This window comes from Paenibacillus sp. FSL P2-0121 (assembly GCF_037975345.1).
GTDB classification, from domain to species: Bacteria; Bacillota; Bacilli; order Paenibacillales; family Paenibacillaceae; genus Paenibacillus_AQ; species Paenibacillus_AQ odorifer.
In genome coordinates this window covers 4,327,057-4,346,762 of sequence record NZ_CP150245.1, presented here as the reverse complement: position 1 = coordinate 4,346,762, position 19,706 = coordinate 4,327,057, and the positions used below count along the sequence as shown (strand labels likewise).

The 19,706-nt window shown below is 45.4% G+C and carries 19 protein-coding genes; 17 read left to right on the top strand and 2 right to left on the bottom strand.

Annotation, left to right across the window (positions count from 1 at the left end; genetic code table 11):
• Positions 1 to 24: 24 nt before the first annotated feature.
• Positions 25 to 975 carry a hypothetical protein gene (locus MKY54_RS19235; RefSeq protein WP_036688593.1) on the bottom strand — a complete coding sequence of 317 codons (951 nt, stop codon included), beginning with the start codon at positions 973 to 975 and terminating at the stop codon, positions 25 to 27.
• Positions 976 to 1,387: 412 nt separating this feature from the next.
• Here MKY54_RS19235 and MKY54_RS19230 point away from each other — a divergent pair, with 412 nt between their 5' ends.
• The 11 genes from MKY54_RS19230 (at position 1,388) to MKY54_RS19180 (ending at position 10,888) form a co-directional block, all read left to right on the top strand.
• Positions 1,388 to 1,678, top strand: a complete 291-nt coding sequence (locus tag MKY54_RS19230) for a hypothetical protein (protein WP_051491579.1) — start codon at positions 1,388 to 1,390, stop codon at positions 1,676 to 1,678.
• Positions 1,679 to 1,825: 147 nt separating this feature from the next.
• A complete protein-coding gene (rplS, locus tag MKY54_RS19225) occupies positions 1,826 to 2,170 on the top strand; it encodes a 50S ribosomal protein L19 (RefSeq protein ID WP_036688590.1) in 345 nt (114 codons plus the stop codon).
• A 298-nt stretch (positions 2,171 to 2,468) separates the two neighbouring features.
• On the top strand, positions 2,469 to 3,077 hold the full coding sequence (gene lepB, locus MKY54_RS19220; RefSeq protein ID WP_036688589.1) for a signal peptidase I: 609 nt from the start codon (positions 2,469 to 2,471) through the stop codon (positions 3,075 to 3,077).
• Positions 3,078 to 3,106: 29 nt separating this feature from the next.
• Positions 3,107 to 3,967, top strand: coding sequence for a ribosome biogenesis GTPase YlqF (gene ylqF / locus MKY54_RS19215; protein ID WP_036688587.1), 861 nt, complete (start codon positions 3,107 to 3,109; stop codon positions 3,965 to 3,967).
• Between the two features lie 175 nt (positions 3,968 to 4,142).
• Complete coding sequence (locus tag MKY54_RS19210; RefSeq protein WP_076100429.1) at positions 4,143 to 4,754, top strand: ribonuclease HII; 612 nt, start codon at positions 4,143 to 4,145, stop codon at positions 4,752 to 4,754.
• A gap of 118 nt (positions 4,755 to 4,872) precedes the next feature.
• The gene (locus MKY54_RS19205) at positions 4,873 to 7,062 is read left to right on the top strand and encodes a DNA ligase (RefSeq protein WP_339187570.1); all 2,190 of its coding nucleotides are present in this window, start codon (positions 4,873 to 4,875) and stop codon (positions 7,060 to 7,062) included.
• Positions 7,059 to 7,361 carry an EscU/YscU/HrcU family type III secretion system export apparatus switch protein gene (locus MKY54_RS19200; protein ID WP_038571992.1) on the top strand — a complete coding sequence of 101 codons (303 nt, stop codon included), beginning with the start codon at positions 7,059 to 7,061 and terminating at the stop codon, positions 7,359 to 7,361. Before MKY54_RS19205 ends, MKY54_RS19200 begins: the two co-directional genes overlap by 4 nt.
• Positions 7,358 to 7,744 (top strand): YraN family protein, encoded by a 387-nt coding sequence (locus tag MKY54_RS19195; RefSeq protein WP_076127091.1) that lies wholly within the window; start codon positions 7,358 to 7,360, stop codon positions 7,742 to 7,744. The genes MKY54_RS19200 and MKY54_RS19195 overlap by 4 nt, the downstream gene beginning before the upstream one ends.
• Positions 7,745 to 7,898: 154 nt before the next feature.
• Complete coding sequence (locus MKY54_RS19190) at positions 7,899 to 8,315, top strand: hypothetical protein (RefSeq protein WP_051491578.1); 417 nt, start codon at positions 7,899 to 7,901, stop codon at positions 8,313 to 8,315.
• A gap of 174 nt (positions 8,316 to 8,489) precedes the next feature.
• Complete coding sequence (locus MKY54_RS19185) at positions 8,490 to 8,999, top strand: metallophosphoesterase (protein WP_036688580.1); 510 nt, start codon at positions 8,490 to 8,492, stop codon at positions 8,997 to 8,999.
• A gap of 209 nt (positions 9,000 to 9,208) precedes the next feature.
• Entirely contained in the window at positions 9,209 to 10,888 is a 1,680-nt protein-coding gene (locus MKY54_RS19180) for a YifB family Mg chelatase-like AAA ATPase (protein ID WP_036688578.1), read from the top strand.
• Positions 10,889 to 11,257: 369 nt separating this feature from the next.
• On the opposite strand, the gene MKY54_RS19175 is transcribed toward MKY54_RS19180, so the two are convergent.
• Positions 11,258 to 11,686 carry an organic hydroperoxide resistance protein gene (locus MKY54_RS19175; RefSeq protein ID WP_036688575.1) on the bottom strand — a complete coding sequence of 143 codons (429 nt, stop codon included), beginning with the start codon at positions 11,684 to 11,686 and terminating at the stop codon, positions 11,258 to 11,260.
• 142 nt (positions 11,687 to 11,828) lie between these two features.
• Here MKY54_RS19175 and MKY54_RS19170 point away from each other — a divergent pair, with 142 nt between their 5' ends.
• From MKY54_RS19170 to trmFO, 6 genes are all read left to right on the top strand, one after another.
• Entirely contained in the window at positions 11,829 to 12,317 is a 489-nt protein-coding gene (locus MKY54_RS19170; protein WP_235219564.1) for a MarR family transcriptional regulator, read from the top strand.
• Between the two features lie 352 nt (positions 12,318 to 12,669).
• Positions 12,670 to 13,830: an ADP-forming succinate--CoA ligase subunit beta gene (gene sucC / locus MKY54_RS19165; RefSeq protein ID WP_339187568.1), complete on the top strand. Its 1,161-nt coding sequence runs from the start codon at positions 12,670 to 12,672 to the stop codon at positions 13,828 to 13,830.
• 62 nt (positions 13,831 to 13,892) lie between these two features.
• Complete coding sequence (gene sucD / locus MKY54_RS19160) at positions 13,893 to 14,822, top strand: succinate--CoA ligase subunit alpha (RefSeq protein ID WP_036688571.1); 930 nt, start codon at positions 13,893 to 13,895, stop codon at positions 14,820 to 14,822.
• 223 nt (positions 14,823 to 15,045) lie between these two features.
• Positions 15,046 to 16,164, top strand: coding sequence for a DNA-processing protein DprA (dprA, locus tag MKY54_RS19155; protein WP_076127799.1), 1,119 nt, complete (start codon positions 15,046 to 15,048; stop codon positions 16,162 to 16,164).
• A gap of 36 nt (positions 16,165 to 16,200) precedes the next feature.
• Positions 16,201 to 18,300, top strand: a complete 2,100-nt coding sequence (gene topA, locus MKY54_RS19150; protein WP_339187566.1) for a type I DNA topoisomerase — start codon at positions 16,201 to 16,203, stop codon at positions 18,298 to 18,300.
• Positions 18,301 to 18,308: 8 nt separating this feature from the next.
• Positions 18,309 to 19,691: an FADH(2)-oxidizing methylenetetrahydrofolate--tRNA-(uracil(54)-C(5))-methyltransferase TrmFO gene (gene trmFO / locus MKY54_RS19145; RefSeq protein WP_076100371.1), complete on the top strand. Its 1,383-nt coding sequence runs from the start codon at positions 18,309 to 18,311 to the stop codon at positions 19,689 to 19,691.
• Positions 19,692 to 19,706: the final 15 nt, after the last annotated feature.

The following is a 19,706-nucleotide window of genomic DNA, read 5'->3' as shown; positions in this document are numbered from 1 at the left end:
GGACGGTCTGTTTTTAGTGGTTGGTTACTCTACTGTAATTGCACCTATATCAGAGCTTAAGGACAACAAAGGACCTCCTCCGTTAACATCACGTTTGCCACCCTCAACCCCGGTGATCTGGCCTAGATCACTTTTAGCCACCAAGCTACATTTCACGCCATCGGCTAGAACAGCATTGAGGCTACCTACATTTGTTGTCGCTTTAAGACGGCTATCACTCTTCATTCCGGCTATATCCATGCGTATGCTTCCTGTATTAGACTCTAGAGTGGACTTACCGGTGATGTTAGCTCCTTCGATATCAATAGCTCCAACGTTGCTGACGACGCGGTAATTTCCGTCCAGATTGCGGAGACGAATTTGCCCGACATTATTGGTGATTTGATATTCATCCATACGGGTGGGGATCTCAATGGTATAGTTAATGCTAAAATCTGAATAACCGTATTTGTCTTGAGCCCAAGTCCATAAATCCTTCTTCGGATTTGATTTGGAATTTGTAGATACCTTCAGAGTATCGCCACTAACGTCTATTGAAATCTCAGCGTCATCCAAGATTTTCTGGCGGTCAGCTTTATGAGCGGAGCCGTTATGGGCTAAGATTGTCGCACTCACATTAATTTGATCACCCGTAGTTGATGTAACTTCTATTTCTCCCACTGCATTGTTCATGCTAAGCACTGAAGCAGAGCCGATCTCTTTAGATAAGGATAGTTCTTTGCTAATGCTGTTTGCTTTAACTTCGTCGACCACCTTGGTAGCTGTATCCTGAACGGCCTGTTCCACGCTTGCAGCGGCTTTACCCAGCTCTTGCTTCACAGCCTCACCAATATTTTGCTGCACATCTTCAGTAATATTCTTTCCTAGTTCATTATTAGCGGATTGCCTACCCGGTAACTCTGTGCATCCTGCCAGAAGTACGACGGACAAGACGGCTACAGCTGCCATTACGCTAGTTGTATTACTCTTTTTCATTGAATAAAATCCTCCTTATTTTTGGGTATATGTGTTCTTCCCTAAGCGCTACGTTATGTACGTACTTCTGTAAGTATAGCCTATGGGGATTTATTGTAAAAACGGCTGTAGGCGGGTTAATATACTGGACCAAAGACTAGGTATTTAAAAAGTGTTCACTACACTTCAAATTTCAATTGTGCTAAAATGAAATATAGATCTTACGCTCACATTAAAATGGGTAAGAGTACATATAAAAAGAGCGAAGATGCTCTCATATATAATCTTCAGCAGCTACTGAAAAGCGCTTTTTATAGTGAGATGTGCTAAGGCTAGTTTGCGAATACGATATAGACCGTTGCCTTACTTGCATCACAGGGCGGTCTTTTTATTTTCTTACCTCAAGTAAATCATGAAGAGCGGAGGGAGCCAGATGAAATATGTAGTTATTTTGCTTGTCTTGCTAGCGCTGGGTGTTGGGTATTATATCGTTCAGAAAAAGAAAACAAGCAGCTCAAGCGATCCTTTGCGCACGACTAGCAGTAATGTGATCTCAATGGATAGTCATCGCAAAGCCAAACAGAGTCCAGGGGAGCAACCTTGCTCTTCTTGCAAGAAGAAGAATGGGAAGTTGATCTTCTATGCTCAAGACAATGGAACCGTGGTCGGCTTGTGTAAAGACTGCCAGTCTAAGGCAAAAAAAAGAGATATGTTACCGTTATAAAATAGAAAAATAAGTTGTATTAGCCCGTCCTTTATGATATTATTAACTCTGTTGTGTGGAATACGGTGGTCCGCTGCGGATAATGAGGGAGAGCTCAGATCTCTCCGGAAGAGGCAAGAACACCTGTACGGAAGGAGGAAGTCCTTAATGAATATCCTACAAGCTATTACGCAAGAGCAACTTCGTAAAGATATCCCTAGTTTTCGTCCGGGTGACACTTTGAAGGTGCATGTAAAAGTTATCGAGGGAACTCGTGAGCGTATCCAGTTGTTCGAAGGCGTTGTAATCAAACGTCGTGGCGGTGGAATCAGTGAGACTTTTACGGTTCGTAAAATTTCTTACGGTGTTGGTGTGGAAAGAACATTCCCAATCAACTCGCCTAAACTCGAAAAAATCGAAGTGGCTCGTCGTGGTAAAGTGCGTCGTGCTAAGCTTTATTACCTTCGTGAACTACGTGGTAAAGCAGCGAGAATTAAAGAAATTCGTCGCTAGAATAGTGACAGAGGAGAGGGGCTTGAGTTCAAGCCCCTTTCGCTTTATTTTTTTTTGAAAATATAAGAAAAGCATAAGTTTTACGTTATACAGTATTCTTATATTTCTCGCATAAACGCATACCGTCCTTAAAAGGACGCTGAGGGCGTTTTAGCTTGGTATACAATGCGTGTGACATATACGCTTGGGGATAAGCTTCTCCGAAAAGGCCTCCTGAAGGAGTATCTGTGGAGGGGTTTTTGGCAGGAGTTTTTTTGTGTTGTATAGTAAGAGTAGTATTAAGAGAGGACGGTGAACTATGCAGCAGGAACAAAGCGAAACTTTGGAATCAAGCGAGCAGAACCCACGTAAACAGAAAAATGAAGTGCTGGAATGGGTCAAGGCCATTGCGATTGCTTTAGTTCTGGTTATACTGATTCGCTGGCTTTTATTCAAGCCTTTTATTGTAGATGGACCTTCCATGCAGCCTAATTTCCATACGGGAGAACGTGTTATCGTTAATGAAATTTTATACGATATAAGATCTCCGCAGCGGGGTGAGGTTATTGTATTCCACGTGCCATCTGAAGGCAGAGATTTTATTAAACGTGTAATTGGTGTGGCTGGAGATACTGTGAAAGTAGAAGGAGATGTAGTTACAGTTAACGGTGAGGTTGTTAACGAGACTTACATCCAAGGCGCTATTGATGCTGCGCATAGTAACAACGCTCTGTATAATAATAAAGATTTCCCAAATGAAAAATTCACGGATGGTACTGTACCAGAAGGACATATTTTCGTTATGGGGGATAATCGCTCGGATAGTACAGACAGCCGGATGATTGGCTATGTGCCGCTGGGTGATATTGTGGGTCGTGCAGATTTAATCTTCTGGCCGATAAAAGATATTACACTGATTAACCATTAAGTTGACAGAAGTCAAAGGAGGTGACGGCAATGGCCATTCATTGGTTTCCTGGTCATATGACGAAGGCTAGGCGGCAAATCGAGGATAAGCTGAAGCTGATTGATGTTGTTATAGAGTTGCTCGATTCCCGTCTGCCGCTTTCCAGCCGCAATCCGATGATTGACGATATTTTGCGGGACAAGCCGAGATTAATTATTTTGAACAAAGCGGATCTGGCGGATCCGGAAATTACTCGGAAGTGGCTGGCGTACTTTAAGGAACAAGGGCATGTTGCCCATCCTGTGGACGCATCTACTGGAACAGGCGTTAAGGAGATTCCGGAGCAGGTCAAGCTGCTGTTGAAGGAAAAGATTGATCGGCAGATCGCAAGGGGAATGAACCCACGGGCTATGCGCGCATTGATCGTCGGTATTCCTAACGTCGGTAAATCAACGCTGATTAATCGAATGGCTGGTAAGAGTATCGCTGCTACGGGTGATCGCCCGGGGGTTACTAAGGGCCAGCAGTGGATTAAAACAGGAGGTAATCTGGAGCTTCTGGATACTCCTGGTATCTTATGGCCGAAGTTTGAGGATCAAGACGTGGGTTACCGCTTGGCCGTGACGGGTGCGATCAAAGAAGAAATCCTGAACATTGAGGACATTGCTTTTTATGCAGTGAAGTATTTGGTCAAGGATTATGGTTCCAGATTTCAAGAGCGCTTTGGTATTGAGAAGCTTCCTGAGGATCTTGAGAACCCTGATGAGATCGTTGCAGTTATGGAAGCCGTGGGTCGCAAACGCGGTTGTCTGATTAGCGGTGGACGTGTTGATCTGGAAAAAGCTTCACGTGCTTTGCTGCATGAGCTGCGGGCAGGTAAGCTTGGTCGTTTTACGCTGGAAACACCTTAAAGGCGTTTAAATGAATGGGTATGGAAGAGCCATCCGGAAATTTTCGGGGGCTCTTTTTTTGCTGATTTGGATGGTTATTTGTACATGACCATGTGGGCTTTACTATGGTAAGCTGACTTATGTAGTTTATAGAATAATTTATAATTGGCGGTGACAGATCGTGAGTACGATAGATATGTTGAGTTATGAAAAAGAGGGCTGGGAACAGTCTTATCGCCGTATAGCCGGCGTAGATGAAGTAGGCAGAGGTTGTTTGTTTGGGGATGTTGTTGCAGCAGCGGTGATTTTGCCGGAAGGGCTTATTATTGATGGCGTCAACGACTCTAAGAAGCTTACAGCGAAAAAAAGAGATGCCTTATTCGAGATTATTATGGAGCAGGCGATAGCTATTGGTGTAGGTTATGTGGATTCCCGCATGATTGATGAAATTAATATTAAACAGGCTTCTCGTCTAGCGATGAAAAAAGCGGTAGAAGGTCTTAGTCATACCCCGGACTATATGTTAATCGATGCTGAAAAAGTTGATCTTCCGTTGCCGCAGCAGGCGATCATAAAAGGAGATGCAAACAGCCAGTCCATTGCGGCAGCTTCGATTATAGCTAAAGTAACAAGAGATAGACTGTGTGAAGGGGTGTGGGAGGAATTATACCCTGATTATGGGATTGCGATACATAAAGGTTATGCGACCAAGCTTCACAGGGAACAAATTACGGCGTTAGGTCCGACACCTATGCATCGGCGCAGCTTTATTGGGAAGATTCTTGCTGAACAGCAAACCCTTTTTTAGAAATATCAGAATATAAAAGACGCCAAAGGCGTTTAAGCTTGGATAAATTCACCGCTCAAAAAAGTCGGATTAATACCGATATAGTAAGAAGAGAGAAAATGGAGGGAGGAGAAACGGTATGAATATCGGAACATTGATCCGTGGATTGCTCGGGGATAATAAACCGGGAGCAGCCAAGTCTTTGGAATTGAAGGAAGGGCAGGTTGTACGTGGTGTTGTATTGTCTGTATCGGATTCGGGAAAAGAAGCCGTTGTGCAGATTCAAGGCACACCTGTTCGTGCGGAGTTGGAAACACCACTACTGCCAGGAGAGACCCTGAACTTACAGGTTGGAGCACCCGGAGAAGGCGGATTGCCCGTATTGAAGCCGGTCTCCCTCGGCGAAACGGTGTTAGCCACCCCGCAAAACATGGGCGAGGCATTGGAATCGCTTGGGCTTACTGACTCCAAAGCGGGTAGGGAAATTGTGTTGGCGATGCAGTCGGGTGGTATTCCGCTTACCAAAGAGACAGCGGCGATTCTGGATGCTGTAATGAGTGCGAAACCTGCGGGCGTGCCGACCTCAGAGTGGCTTGATGCAGCTGTCATTTCTGTAAAGCGGGGCTTGCCGGTTACCCCTGAAAGTGTGAAAGGATTGCAGCAGGCGGTTTTTGGTCCGCAGCTTCATCAGCTTTTGTCAGCGCTCGAAGAACAGATTACGATTTGGGCAGGTCAAGTCGCCGGTGAAGAAACAACAACAGCCGAAGCTAAAACTGGAATGGGTACCCCAACCGGAAACCTGAATGCTCCTGTAACGACAGGTACGGGCGCTGTGATTAACGCGGAAGCGGTATCAGCAGGTGATGCTGATGCGGAAATGGACCAGGTGGCGGTTAAAGGAACTGGACAACCTGTAAGTAAACCTGCTGAGGGTAGTGGTGGTGCTACTACTACAAGCGGAAGTACTGCTGCAACAGGAGGGGCAACGGGAGCCGGAGTTATTTCTGATGAACCAATAATTCCTTTGAATTCAGTGAAATCAGAAATATCAGGAAGTGCAGCTGCAAGTACAGCTGAAACTCCTGAGAATGAAACCGGTATTGTAACTGCCAAGCCAGTGGTCCCCGAAGAGGCTGGTGAGGTAGCTCAGCTCTCGAAGAGTGGAAATACTGGTGAACCTTTGACTGGGAAAATAACTTCTACGCTTGCTTCAGGAACTCAGAGTAGTGCTGCTAACACGCAAGGGGACGGAATTGTAAGCAATCAAAATAGTTCTAATCAGAGCGAAACTCATGGCAATGAAATGAGTCTAAATAAAGATAGAGCGCAGGGTAGTGTCAGTGGCGCGATTACAAGCGCCACTGGATCAGCAGGTGCAGATAGCCAAGCTGCTGCGGGAAGCCAAGCTGGTGCAGCAAGCCAAGCTGCTGCGCCTAGCGGGGCTGCCCTGCTCGCGAAGCTGCAGGGCGTGCTCACCGAGTTGCGCGGCAGCATGCCGCAGCTCGCGAACGTCCCGCCCGCTGAGGCGGCGGGACAAGAACCTGCCCCCGCGCCGGCAGCGCCGCGCGGGGAGACCACGGCTGCTGCGGCTTCGCCGGTGCAGCCAGACACCGCCCCACCCGCGGATGCGGAGTCGTGGGTGGGGCGGGTGTTGAAGCTGCTCGGTGCGGAGCACGAGCAGCAGGCCGTGCGCGGCGGCGCTTTGCCGGCCGCGGAGACGGCGCGAGCGGCAGCGGGGACAGCTGCAGCCGCGCTAGGCAGTGTCGGCGGGGAGCAAGCTGCCGACACGTTGAAGGGCGTGCTGCTGCAGCTTATGAGCAGCAGCGAGGTGCCGCCCGCGGTAAAAGATGCCGCGAGCGGGCTAGTGCAGCAGCTGACAGGCCAACAGCTGCTGCTGAATACAGATCGGACTGCTCCCTTCGCGCAGGTTACATTGTTCTTGCCGCTGCAAGGTCCAGATGGGCAGGAAACTGCATCGGTTCATATCCAGTCCAGGCGGGGCCGCAAAGGGGAGTTGGATGCAGCTAACTGTCGATTATGGTTCGATTTGGACATGAAGCAGCTAGGGCAGACATTGGTAGATGTGCAGGTTGTCGATCGAATCGTTAGTCTTAAGCTTCATAATGATCATCCGTGGGTGCTTGAGCTGCTGGAGACGCGGCGTGAAGAAATAAAAACTGCAGTAGAATCCATCGGTTATCAATTATCAGGTTTAAGAACCGAACCCTTGCCAGAATTGAATTTGCCTAAAGAGCTTGCTGGCTCCAATACTAATAAGTTTGTTGATTATGTTCCTGAGGCTTACAAAGGAGTGGATTACCGTATATGAATGAGCCTGTACAGCCAATTTCACAAGGGCTCAAAAAAGCGGTCGCTCTCAAATATAGTCCCGGACAAAACGAGGCTCCTGTCGTAGTAGCCAAGGGACAAGGCGCGATAGCAGACCTTATTCTGCAAAAGGCTAAGGAGAGCGGGGTTGCTGTTCAGGAAGATGCAGCCCTCGTGGAGGTTCTTTCAAAGCTTGATCTGGACCAACAGATTCCGTCTGAGCTCTATCAGCTGGTGGCGGAAATCCTCAGCTTTGTGTATCAGAGCGATCGTTCCGCTGGTGAACGGGGACAAGAATGAAAGAGCCCTATGTAAGAAAGCACTATAACCGCAAAGAGAAAGGAACTGCTGCAGAGAACGGAGCTGTGCAGTACCTATCTTCTAGCGGGTATATGATATTGGAACGGAATTGGCGTTGTCGTACTGGAGAGCTTGATATCATTGCGGAGCGTGAAGACTGTATTGTTGTTGTCGAAGTTCGTAGCCGCAGTGGAGAGCTGCTTCAGGGAACTCCAGAAGAATCGGTGAATGCTCGCAAAATAAACCAGGTTCGGAGTACAACACAGGTTTATTTGCATATGAAGGGTTATGAGGAACGGCGGGTTTCTTTTGATGTAATTAGCGTCTTGTTAAATGACGATCTTAGCCTAGCTTCACTTAGTCATATTCGCGAGGCGTTTTAAGAGTAACTCTATTTTCTCATGCGATTCTTTATGAATTTGCTGCTGTTCTGATAAAAAAGTCTTTACATACCTTCCGCACTGTGGGTCATTTCTCAAAAGAAATGGGTAAACATTAGGAGTAACTTTTTAATGTCATCATGAGGAGGGCTGTCTAGTGAAGAATAAACCTTCTGAAATGCAGGTTAGTTTTACATGCCAATATTGCCAGCAGAAGATTGAAGTGAAATTTAAAGCAGAGCCAATATCTGTCGTCTGTTGCGATAATTGCAATAAGACCTTCACGGTAATGCGGCCCACTATAGCGGAGGAAATATTAATAGATTGGGAAAATGAAGCGTTATTTCAAAAAATCCGGGCTGAAAAGTCGCAAAACAGCAATAGCAGTCTCTTAGCGCTTGTAATTAGAGTTATTGAACTGCTTACATGGCGTGACAAAGGCAATGGACAGGTGGAAGCGATCAAGGAGATGCGTGGCTGGCTCATTGACAATGAGGAGGCGCCTCCTTTAGCTGAACTGATTCAGAGTGATGTTAATAAACGTTCGAGTAAGCGGCGCGACTGGGAAAAGTAACATTAACAATAAAGAGGTATTCCGTCATCGCCTCATGACATAGAATGATACGTATAATTTCGTGAGAAATTAGGCGGAAAAGTCCTCGGGGCTCCGAATTTCCTAGGGTTTATGGGTAGTCGGAGCTTTTTTCATACATACTGTCATTAGAATAGGAACAAAAGGAGGGTGCACATGGCTAAGGTTTTTTTCACATCAGATCATCATTTTGGGCATAAGTTGATCATTGATTTTGAATCCAGACCCTTCAACGATGTAGAGCAAATGAATGAAGTTATGATTGAAAGTTGGAATTCGGTAGTGAATCCGGACGACAAAGTATTTCATTTGGGAGACTTTTCTTTTCTGAATAAGGAGGCAACTCGTGCGATTGTGGCCAGACTGCATGGATACAAAATCCTGATCCTTGGCAATCATGATCGCGGCCGCAGCCGAAGTTGGTGGCTTGAGGCAGGTTTTGATGAGGTTAGTGAATATCCTTTGATTTATAAGGATTTCTTTTTCCTCTCACATGAGCCTATGTACATGAATAAACATATGCCTTACGTAAATGTGCACGGCCATATTCATGGGCAAAAATATGAGGGAAACAATCATTTTAACATTTGTGTAGAGCATTGGAACTATAAACCGTTGACTTTTGAGCAGATTAGGGACTCGGTCGTAGTTAAAGAAGGGGATTGATGTAGGTCTTTAGAGATGTGCTTTCGCTTTTATGTAAAACTTGAATTTCTTATTCTAAAGATAAATTGCTCACAGATTGCGTTAGGACACAACTTCTATAATGTACTTAACAGCTAATATATATATTTGGAAAATAAGGAAGCACCTTTTTTCTTGAAGCTATGACACCCCAAATTAGGGTGTAATTCAGGAGATGAGGTGTTTTTATTATGTATGGGAAAATGTTTAGCGCGTGTCTGTATGGGATTGAAGGGGTAATGATCGGTGTGGAAATCGATCTTGCAAATGGACTGCCGCAGACGAATATCATTGGCTTACCAGATTCAGCGATTCGCGAGGCTGTTGAACGAGTTAGGGCTGCCGTTAAAAATTGCGGTTACCGCTATCCACAGCAGCGTATTACGATCAATCTTGCTCCAGCTGACCTGCGTAAAGAAGGTTCCGCTTTTGATCTAGCGATTGCTTTAGGGATACTGATAACTAGTGGCCAGTTGATTATGCCTTCAGCTCAAGAGATGCTTTTGATTGGAGAGCTTGCGCTCGACGGCAGTCTGCGTCCGGTTTCGGGTGTGCTGCCGATGGTTGAAGCAGCGCGTAAAAGCGGGTTTAAAGCCGTTCTGCTCCCGCAAGGCAATGCGGCAGAAGCCGCTTTAATCAGTGGCATGAATGTTTATACCATCGACCATTTGCAAGCGTTAGCGAATGCTGCTGAATCTGTGGCTAGCTTTGGTCCGATTATAGATAAGCTAGTTCCTCTAGTAGAATCTGAAGGATCACCACTTCCTTTTCCTGTATCCGTGAGTATGGGGACGGGGGCAAAAGAACAACCTCCGGTGCTTGTTCTTTCTGTAGAGCATCTCAAATATAACCCTAAATATTCTGATTCTGAGGCTGCTTCTTCCGAAGCGAATGAAATAATGGATGATTACAGTGATGTGCTTGGACAGCAACATGTGAAAAGAGCACTAACTATCGCGGCTGCAGGGATGCATAATATTATGCTCATCGGCCCACCTGGCACAGGCAAAACGATGCTGATCAAACGCCTTCCCAGTATCCTTCCACAATTGTCGGACAGTGAGGCACTTGAGGTAACCAAAATTTTTAGTGCGGCTGGAAATTTGAAGGATGCACACAACGGTTTGCTGCGAAGTCGTCCATTTCGTTCTCCACACCACACGATATCTTCTGCCGGATTAATTGGAGGGGGCGGTATTCCCAAGCCAGGTGAGGTAAGTCTTGCGCATCGAGGTATTCTGTTTCTGGATGAATTGCCTGAATTCTCCCGGAATGTGCTTGAAGTGCTGCGACAGCCACTCGAAGATGGGGTGGTTACTATAAGTCGTGCCCGGGCTTCCTTTACTTTTCCTGCCAAATTCATGCTCGCTGCATCGATGAATCCGTGCAGCTGCGGCTTTTTTGGAAGCGGTATCTCCCAGCAAAATTGTACCTGTAGTCCATCAAGGATTGCCCAATATCGAGCCAAAATATCCGGTCCATTATTGGATCGGATCGACTTACAGGTTGATGTTCCCCGCCCGAAGGAATGGAATCGGCAGGGGCATGTTTTATCGTCAGCAGATATGCGTGCGGAGGTGTTGGCTGCTCAGGCCATCCAAGCTAAACGTTACAAACGACTGGCGATTTCATGGAACAGTGAACTTTCCGGTGCTTCCCTTCGGAAATATGCAAGCCTAAACCGAGAGAGTGCTCAAATGCTGTATGATATTTTGGAGAATTTAGGTCTAAGCATGCGAGCGCATGATCGGATTATTAAGCTATCCCGTACCATAGCTGATCTGGAGGGTGCACAGGATATTTCTTCTGCACATCTCGCGGAAGCTGTGCAATACCGTAATCTGGATCGACAGGTATTAGCGGAGGAATAAAGATAAAAGAGCAGCGATTCCCGTTAATGAGAATCGCTGCTCTATACTATGGACCGGTAGTGACGAGCACCGCCGAACCATTATTATGCTCTGATGCTTATGGAACGGACCTAGAGGACGTTGTTTGCAAGTTTTTAGCCCTTGGAGCGTAGATTCGGACGCTGGAGACGCTATTCCTTCGGAAGAAGGTTATATTGGGTGGTTTTCCTTCCAATAGCTGCTATGAGGTCCGATAACATCCCAAATATGGGATTAAGTTGCGTTTAAGATCAACTGTGTCCGTTAGCGACTTCGAATGTGAAATGCCACGTATTCAAACGAAGGTTAGATCGTTTAGCAAATTTCACATACATTTTTCTCTATAATTTCTTACAGTACATTCAGTTCTACTTCGATATTGCCACGAGTGGCACGGGAGTAAGGACATGCGCCATGGGCAGCTTCTACCAAAGATGCTGCGGTTTCTCTGTCAACGCCTTTAACCAGCACGTCAAGCTTAACCGCAATGCCGAATCCGCCATCTTCAACTTTACCAAAGCTTACAGTAGCCGTAACTTCACTGCCTTCAATCTTCACTTTTCCAAGACGAGCAACCATGTTCAGAGCACTGTCAAAACAAGCGGAGTAACCAGCTGCGAATAATTGTTCAGGATTAGTGCCTTCACCTCCGGCACCCCCCATTTCACGTGGTGTACTGATCGTAAGGTTGAGTTTAGGGCTTTCTGATTCTATATAACCGTTTCTTCCCCCAACGGCTTTAACTGTGGTTTCATACATCTTTTGTTGAATTGTCATCATAATAAATCTCTCCTATTCACTAATTAGTTTGTGTACAATCTAATTTATCACAATTAATATAAAAGTCAAATTAATTTTTTGCTATTATTATGATATATGAGGGAATTATGATAAAATAAAGAGATAAGGCGGGTGAATAAATATGAAAATGAGTGAAGAAGATATGCAGAAAATGACTACAACCCCAGAGCTGCTGATCGAGAATCAGCTCTGTTTTACCATTTATGCTTGCTCGCGTGAGATTACAAAGCTGTACCAACCGTATTTGGATAAGATCGGTTTAACTTACTCCCAATACTTAGTAATGCTTGTGTTATGGGAACGGCAGCAATGTACAGTGAAAGAGATTGGTGAGGCGTTATTTTTGGATTCAGGAACGCTGACTCCGTTATTGAAACGCTTGCAAGCTGCAGGCCTAATTATACGTGAACGCTCGATGCAGGATGAGCGAAAAGTATTAATCTCACTAACGAAACAAGGCTGGGCACTCCAAAGTGATGCCGTGTGTATTCCCGGCAAAATGATGGAAGAAACGACACTGACAAATAATGAATCCATAGAGCTACTTGATCAGTTTAAAGACTTACTGAATCGTGTTCACGAAGCTAATATCCAAGATAGTAAAAAGTAAGCGTAGTAAGGAGTCAATGCGATCGTTCGCATTCCGGCATGAAATCAAGCGAAAAAATGTGTACAAATCATGAATATATTTAAGGTAAGCGTTTTAAAAACATGTTACACTATTCTGGGTTCCTTTGTATGGCATATAGGTAAATATAAGCTTAGTCTTATAGATTTACACAATGTCTCTTGCAGAAATAATGCCATTCTTTTTACGAGTGGTAGATCAGTTTCTGCTGGTTCCGGAATAGTGCTGCATGTATAACATCAGCCTATCCCTAACCCCGCGGCAATCAAAACGGAAAGCGAGATGACAACAGGCTGCCTGTTTAGTCACCACGCTACTTTAGGAGGCTACCGCTATGAATATCCACGAGTATCAGGGAAAAGAAGTGCTTAAGAAGTACGGTGTAGCCGTACCGAATGGAAAAGTAGCTTATACAGTGGAGGAAGCGGTAGAAGCCGCAGAGTCACTGAGCACACCAGTTGTTGTAGTTAAAGCTCAGATTCACGCAGGTGGACGCGGTAAAGCTGGAGGAGTAAAGGTTGCTAAGAATATCGATGAGGTGCGTAGTTACGCAACTGAGATTCTGGGCAAGACTCTAGTAACTCACCAGACTGGACCGGAGGGTAAGGTAGTAAAAAGACTGCTCATTGAAGAGGGTTGTCAAATTGTTAAGGAGTATTACATTGGTATCGTAGTTGACAGAGGTACTGGCCGAGTGGTCATGATGGCTTCTGAAGAAGGCGGTACTGAGATTGAAGAAGTAGCTGCAACACATCCGGAGAAAATTTTTAAAGAGATCATTGATCCGGCAGTGGGTTTGCAGACTTTCCAGGCGCGTAAGCTGGCTTATAGTATCTCTATTCCTAATGAGCTGGTAGGCAAAACTGTGAAATTCATGCAAGCGCTATATTTAGCTTTCATGGATAAAGATTGCTCTATTGCCGAAATTAACCCATTGGTAGTGACTGCGGATGGGAATGTGATGGCACTGGATGCCAAACTGAATTTTGATTCCAACGCCTTGTTCCGTCATAAAGATATTCTAGAGCTGCGGGATTTGGATGAAGAGGATTTAAAGGAAATCGAAGCCTCGAAGTATGACCTTAGTTACATTGCACTTGATGGCAATATTGGGTGCATGGTAAACGGCGCAGGTCTCGCGATGGCCACTATGGATATTATTAAGTATTATGGAGGCGAACCCGCCAACTTCCTGGATGTAGGGGGCGGTGCAACGACCGAGAAAGTAACAGAAGCCTTTAAAATCATTTTATCGGATGAAAAGGTGAACGGAATTTTTGTTAACATTTTCGGTGGTATTATGCGCTGTGATGTTATCGCTAACGGTGTTGTAGAAGCGGCTAGTCAACTGGGTTTGACTAAACCGCTGGTTGTGCGTCTTGAGGGAACAAATGTTGGATTGGGCAAGCAGATTTTGGCTGGATCGGGACTTAATATTGTTGCTGCTGATTCTATGGCGGACGGTGCCCGTAAGATTGTGTCTCTTGTGCAATAATGGCCTGATTTAGGAAGCCAGTTATCGTATTTGACAATATAAGTAGGGATGTGACTTAAGGCATGAGCATTCTTGTAGATAAAAATACGAAAGTTATCACGCAGGGAATTACAGGATCAACGGGTTTGTTCCATACTAAAGGTGCGCTGGATTATGGAACACAGATGGTTGGAGGAGTAACACCGGGTAAAGGTGGAACATCTGTCAACATCACGCTTGAAAATGGCAGTGAGGTTAGCCTTCCGGTATTCGATACTGTTGTAGCTGCTAAGGCGGCTACAGGCGCAACCGCTAGTGTAATCTATGTACCGCCAGCATTTGCAGCAGACTCCATAATGGAAGCCGTGGACGCAGAACTCGACCTGGTGATTTGTATTACCGAAGGGATTCCAGTGCTTGATATGGTAAAAGTGTCCCGTTATATGGAGGGGCGCTCTACTGTATTGATCGGACCCAACTGTCCGGGAGTTATCACTCCTGGTGAGTGCAAAATAGGAATTATGCCGGGTTATATTCATATGCCAGGGTATGTAGGTGTTGTCTCGCGCAGCGGAACTCTAACCTATGAGGCTGTTCATCAGCTGACCACGCGTGGAATCGGGCAATCTTCAGCTGTAGGTATTGGCGGAGACCCTGTTAAAGGCTCAGAGTTTATTGATATTCTGAAGCTTTTTAATGAGGATCCGGGTACAAAGGCAGTCATTATGATTGGTGAAATTGGCGGAACCGCAGAGGAAGAAGCAGCAGAGTGGATTCGTGAGCATATGACTAAGCCTGTTGTAGGGTTTATTGGCGGTGCTACTGCCCCTCCTGGCAAACGTATGGGGCATGCGGGTGCTATTATTTCCGGAGGCAAGGGCACAGCGAGTGAGAAAATTGCCGTACTTGAATCGTGCGGAATCAAGGTTGCTCCTACACCTGCCGAAATGGGCTCAACGCTAGTAAGTGTGCTCGAAGAACGCGGTATTCTTAGCGCTTTTACAACGCATTAATTATTTTATTTAATTGAAGGAATTCACTCTACGCGAGTGGGCTTCTTTCGTGTATAATTATTTCAGAGGTAAGCAACCTTTTGTTCCTATCCAAGGGATAAAAGGTTGCTTTTTTGTTTTTTAACATAGAAAAATATTGAATTAAAAGAAAATATTGCATTCCTCTAATTCATGTTACAAAATAGGGAAGGCTAACCCTTCCATTAAAGGAGAGTAAGCTTATATGGAAGAAAAAGATCTGCTGTTTGGTTTTAATGAAGTGGAGGGGATTGGCTGGAAGAGTATCGACAAGATTCGCAGAGCCGGCTTAATGTCAGAACGAGCATTTTCCTGTAGTGCAAAAGATTGGGAAACGATCGGATTGAACGGAAAGCTGTCGAATTATCTTGCTTCCATATATACATTAGAATGGATCGCCAAAAGGCGCTTATTAATGGAAGAATGTGCAGTGAAGATGGTCACTGTGTTTGATGCGGCTTATCCTGTTTTGTTGAAGGAGACGGCACAGCCACCGTGGATCCTTTATTATCGAGGTCGTTTGGAACTGTTATCAACTCCTAGTGTGGCGATGGTTGGCACCCGTGTGCCAACAGCATATGGACGAAAGGTAGGGGAGATTCTCGCGGAGGAGCTTAGTGCAGCAGGTCTAACGGTGGTTAGCGGACTTGCGAGGGGGATCGATAGCATTTGTCATGAAGCGGCGCTAAGAAGCGGTGGAGGGACCATAGCGGTAGTGGCAACAGGGTTGGACAAAGTCTATCCAACTGAGAATATTGAACTGGAGCGGCGTATTTCTCAGGAAGGGCTTGTCATTACAGAGTATCCTCTTGGAACTAAAAGTCATCCTGGATTATTTCCACAGCGTAATCGGATCATAGCAGGTTTATCACGGGGGACAGTGGTCGTGGAGGCTGACAGTCGCAGTGGATCACTTATTACAGCCGATGCTGCCTTGGAAGCTGGGAGGGATGTCTTCGCAGTTCCCGGACCTATTACATCACCTAAGAGCAGAGGGGCGTTAGAGCTTATCAAGCAGGGGGCAAAGCTGGTAACCAGTGGATTAGATATTATAGAAGAATATACTTCTTATTTGCCGACAAACGTAATAAAAACAGGGAATAATAGCACTACCGAACAGACAGCAGACGACTTTATGATTGAAAAGAAATTGACAAATGAGGAGTCTCACCTATACCATATACTGCATCAAGGCCCTTTTATATTGGACGATCTGCTTGTAAGAACAGGATGGGATTTTGGACATTTGCATTCAGTTCTGTTATCTTTAATCATAAAAAAAGCGGTAACACAATTACCAGGAGCTATTTATAAGGTAATTTAATATAGAGGTGCGAGTGTTAACGAGGAGGAAGAGTCTATGGCAGATGCATTAGTTATTGTCGAGTCGCCTGCAAAAGCGAAGACAATTGGCAAATATCTAGGTAGTAAATATATTGTAAAGGCATCAATGGGACACATTAGAGATCTACCGAAGAGTCAAATTGGTGTTGAGGTGGAGAATGATTTCAGTCCCAAATATATTACTATCCGCGGTAAGGGATCTATATTGAAGGAATTGAAAGACGCTAGTAAAAAAGTTAAAAAAGTTTATCTCGCAGCTGACCCCGACCGCGAAGGGGAAGCAATTGCTTGGCATTTGGCGCATGCGCTGGATTTAGATAATACACAAGAATGCAGAGTTGTTTTTAATGAGATCACCAAACAAGCGGTAAAAGATGCTTTTAAGACACCGCGTAAGATTAATATGGATCTCGTGAATGCACAGCAGGCTAGACGTATTTTGGATCGACTGGTAGGGTACAAGATTAGCCCTCTATTATGGAAGAAAGTCAAAAAAGGTTTATCTGCTGGACGTGTACAATCCGTTGCCGTGAAGATCATTATGGATCGTGAGAATGAAATCTTCGCTTTTGTACCCACCGAATATTGGAGCATAACAGCGAAGCTTGGAATCCGGGATTCCGTCTTTGAAGCTAAGTTTCATAAGCTGAATGGTGTGAAAAAAGAACTGAACCAGGAAAGTGATGTTCAGGAAGTTCTTGAAGCCATTAAGAACGCATCTTTTAAGGTGAGTGATGTGAAGGAGAAGGAAAGACAACGTCATCCTTCGGCTCCTTTTACCACCAGCTCCCTACAACAGGAAGCAGCCCGTAAGCTTGGATTCCGTGCCGCTAAGACAATGTCTGTTGCACAGCAGCTATACGAAGGTGTGGAACTCGGTAAAGAAGGTACCGTAGGTTTGATCACTTATATGCGTACTGACTCCACGCGTCTCTCTGTCACCGCTCAGGATGAAGCTAAAGAGCTTATAACAGCTAAGTATGGTGAGAAGTTCTTGCCAGAATCCCCACGGCAGTATTCTAAAAAGGCAGCTGGAGCACAGGAAGCGCATGAAGCGATTCGTCCTACCTCGGCATTACGCGAACCAGAAATGGTCAAAGAGTTCTTGAGCCGTGATCAATTCCGTCTCTACAAGCTAGTGTGGGAGCGATTCGTATCAAGTCAGATGTCTTCTGCCCTGCTGGATACGCTTTCGGTCGATATTGCTGCAGGTACTGCTACATTCAGAGCTGTTGGTTCGAAGGTTTCATTCCCCGGGTTCATGAAGGTTTACGTAGAAGGCAACGATGACGGAACTACAGATGAAGACAAGTATTTGCCGCCGCTTCAAGCGGGAGATGCTTTAAATAAGCAGGAGATCGAGCCTAAACAGCACTTTACACAACCACCTCCACGATATACGGAAGCAAGACTTGTAAAGACGCTTGAGGAGCTGGGTATAGGCCGTCCAAGTACATATGCCCCAACGCTGGAAACCATCCAGAAGCGTGGTTATGTGGCTATTGAAGAGAAAAAATTCATGCCAACCGAACTTGGCGAGCTTGTTATAGAGCAGATGGAGCAATTTTTTCCGGAAATCCTAAACGTTGAATTCACCGCGAACATGGAAGGGGATCTTGACCATGTGGAAGAGGGCTCAGAAGACTGGGTAAAGGTTCTTGCAGAGTTTTACGAATCGTTTGAGAAGCGTTTGGTATTCGCGGAAGAAGAGATGAAAGAAATTGAGATTGAAGATGAAGTCTCTGATGAGATCTGTGAGAAATGCGGTAAACCTCTCGTGTATAAGCTGGGTCGCTTTGGGAAATTCCTAGCATGCTCTGGCTTTCCGGATTGCCGAAACACGAAACCGATTATCAAGGATATTGGCGTAACTTGCCCTAAATGTCATGAAGGTAAGGTTGTGGAGCGACGCAGCAAAAAAGGGCGTGTTTTCTATGGCTGCGATCAGTACCCTGGTTGTGATTTCGTTTCATGGGATAGACCTTCTATAAAACCATGTCCATCATGTGGATCTTGGATGATTGAGAAACGTAATAAGCAAGGAACCAAGCTACAATGTACATCTTGTGATCATACAGAGGCGGTTCTAGACAACGAAGAAGAATTAGCAGATTAATAGTCTCTATGGGAGGAAAAAAGACAGTGTCAGATACAGCAAAAGTAACAGTAATTGGAGCGGGTCTCGCAGGAAGCGAAGCCGCTTGGCAAATAGCATCACTAGGAGTTCCGGTAAGATTATATGAGATGAGACCTGTAGTAAAGACGCCAGCCCATCACACGAATCAATTTGCTGAACTGGTATGCAGTAACTCCTTGCGTGCGAATGGATTAGGAAATGCTGTAGGTGTATTGAAGGAAGAAATGCGACGTTTGAACTCTCTTGTATTAGGTGCTGCTGACCGACACGCGGTACCCGCAGGAGGAGCACTTGCCGTAGATCGGGACGGATTCTCAGGTGAGATCACCCATACTTTGCATAATCATCCGCTCGTGGAAGTCATAAATGAAGAACTTACGCATATACCGGAGGAAGGGATTGTTGTTATTGCAACGGGCCCACTAACTTCACCGGCATTATCTGCTGAAATAAAAGGGCTGCTGGGTGAAGAGTATTTCTACTTCTATGATGCAGCAGCACCGATTGTTGAGAAAGACACCATTGATATGAACAAGGTGTATTTGGCTTCCCGTTATGATAAAGGTGAAGCGGCTTATCTGAACTGTCCGATGACAGAAGAGGAGTTCGACGTGTTTTATGATGCGTTGATTTCTGCTGAGACAGCAGCACTCAAGGATTTTGAGAAAGAAATATACTTTGAGGGCTGTATGCCTATCGAAATCATGATGAAACGCGGCAAGCAAACAGCGTTATTTGGCCCAATGAAGCCAGTAGGACTTATCAATCCGCATACAGGTAAACTTCCTTACGCGGTTGTGCAACTCCGTCAGGATAACGCTGCCGGCACACTTTACAATCTTGTTGGTTTTCAGACCCATTTGAAATGGGGCGAGCAAAAGCGTGTATTCTCGCTGATCCCAGGTCTTGAGAATGCTGAATATGTTCGTTATGGTGTGATGCACAGAAATACATTTATTAATTCTCCTAAACTTCTGCACCCTACCTATCAGATGAAAGGCAAGGAAAGACTCTTTTTTGCTGGACAGATGACAGGTGTAGAAGGTTATGTTGAATCAGCTGCTTCCGGGCTCATAGCTGGTATTAATGCTGCACGGGCAGCACTCGGTCAGGAAGGACTGATCTTCCCGCAGGATACTGTTCTAGGCAGCATGCCAGCTTATATTACTTCTGCCGATCCAGAGCATTTTCAGCCTATGAATGCCAATTTCGGTCTGTTGCCGAAGGTAGAGAAGAAGATCCGCAATAAGAAGGAAAAGAATGAAATGTTAGCTCATCGCGCTCTGGACAGTCTTGCCGAGTATGCCAACCGTACAGGACTCGCTTATTCGGAGCCGGAGGTTGTCGATAGCGAACAAAGCCCATCTTAAGGAGGTAACTTACAA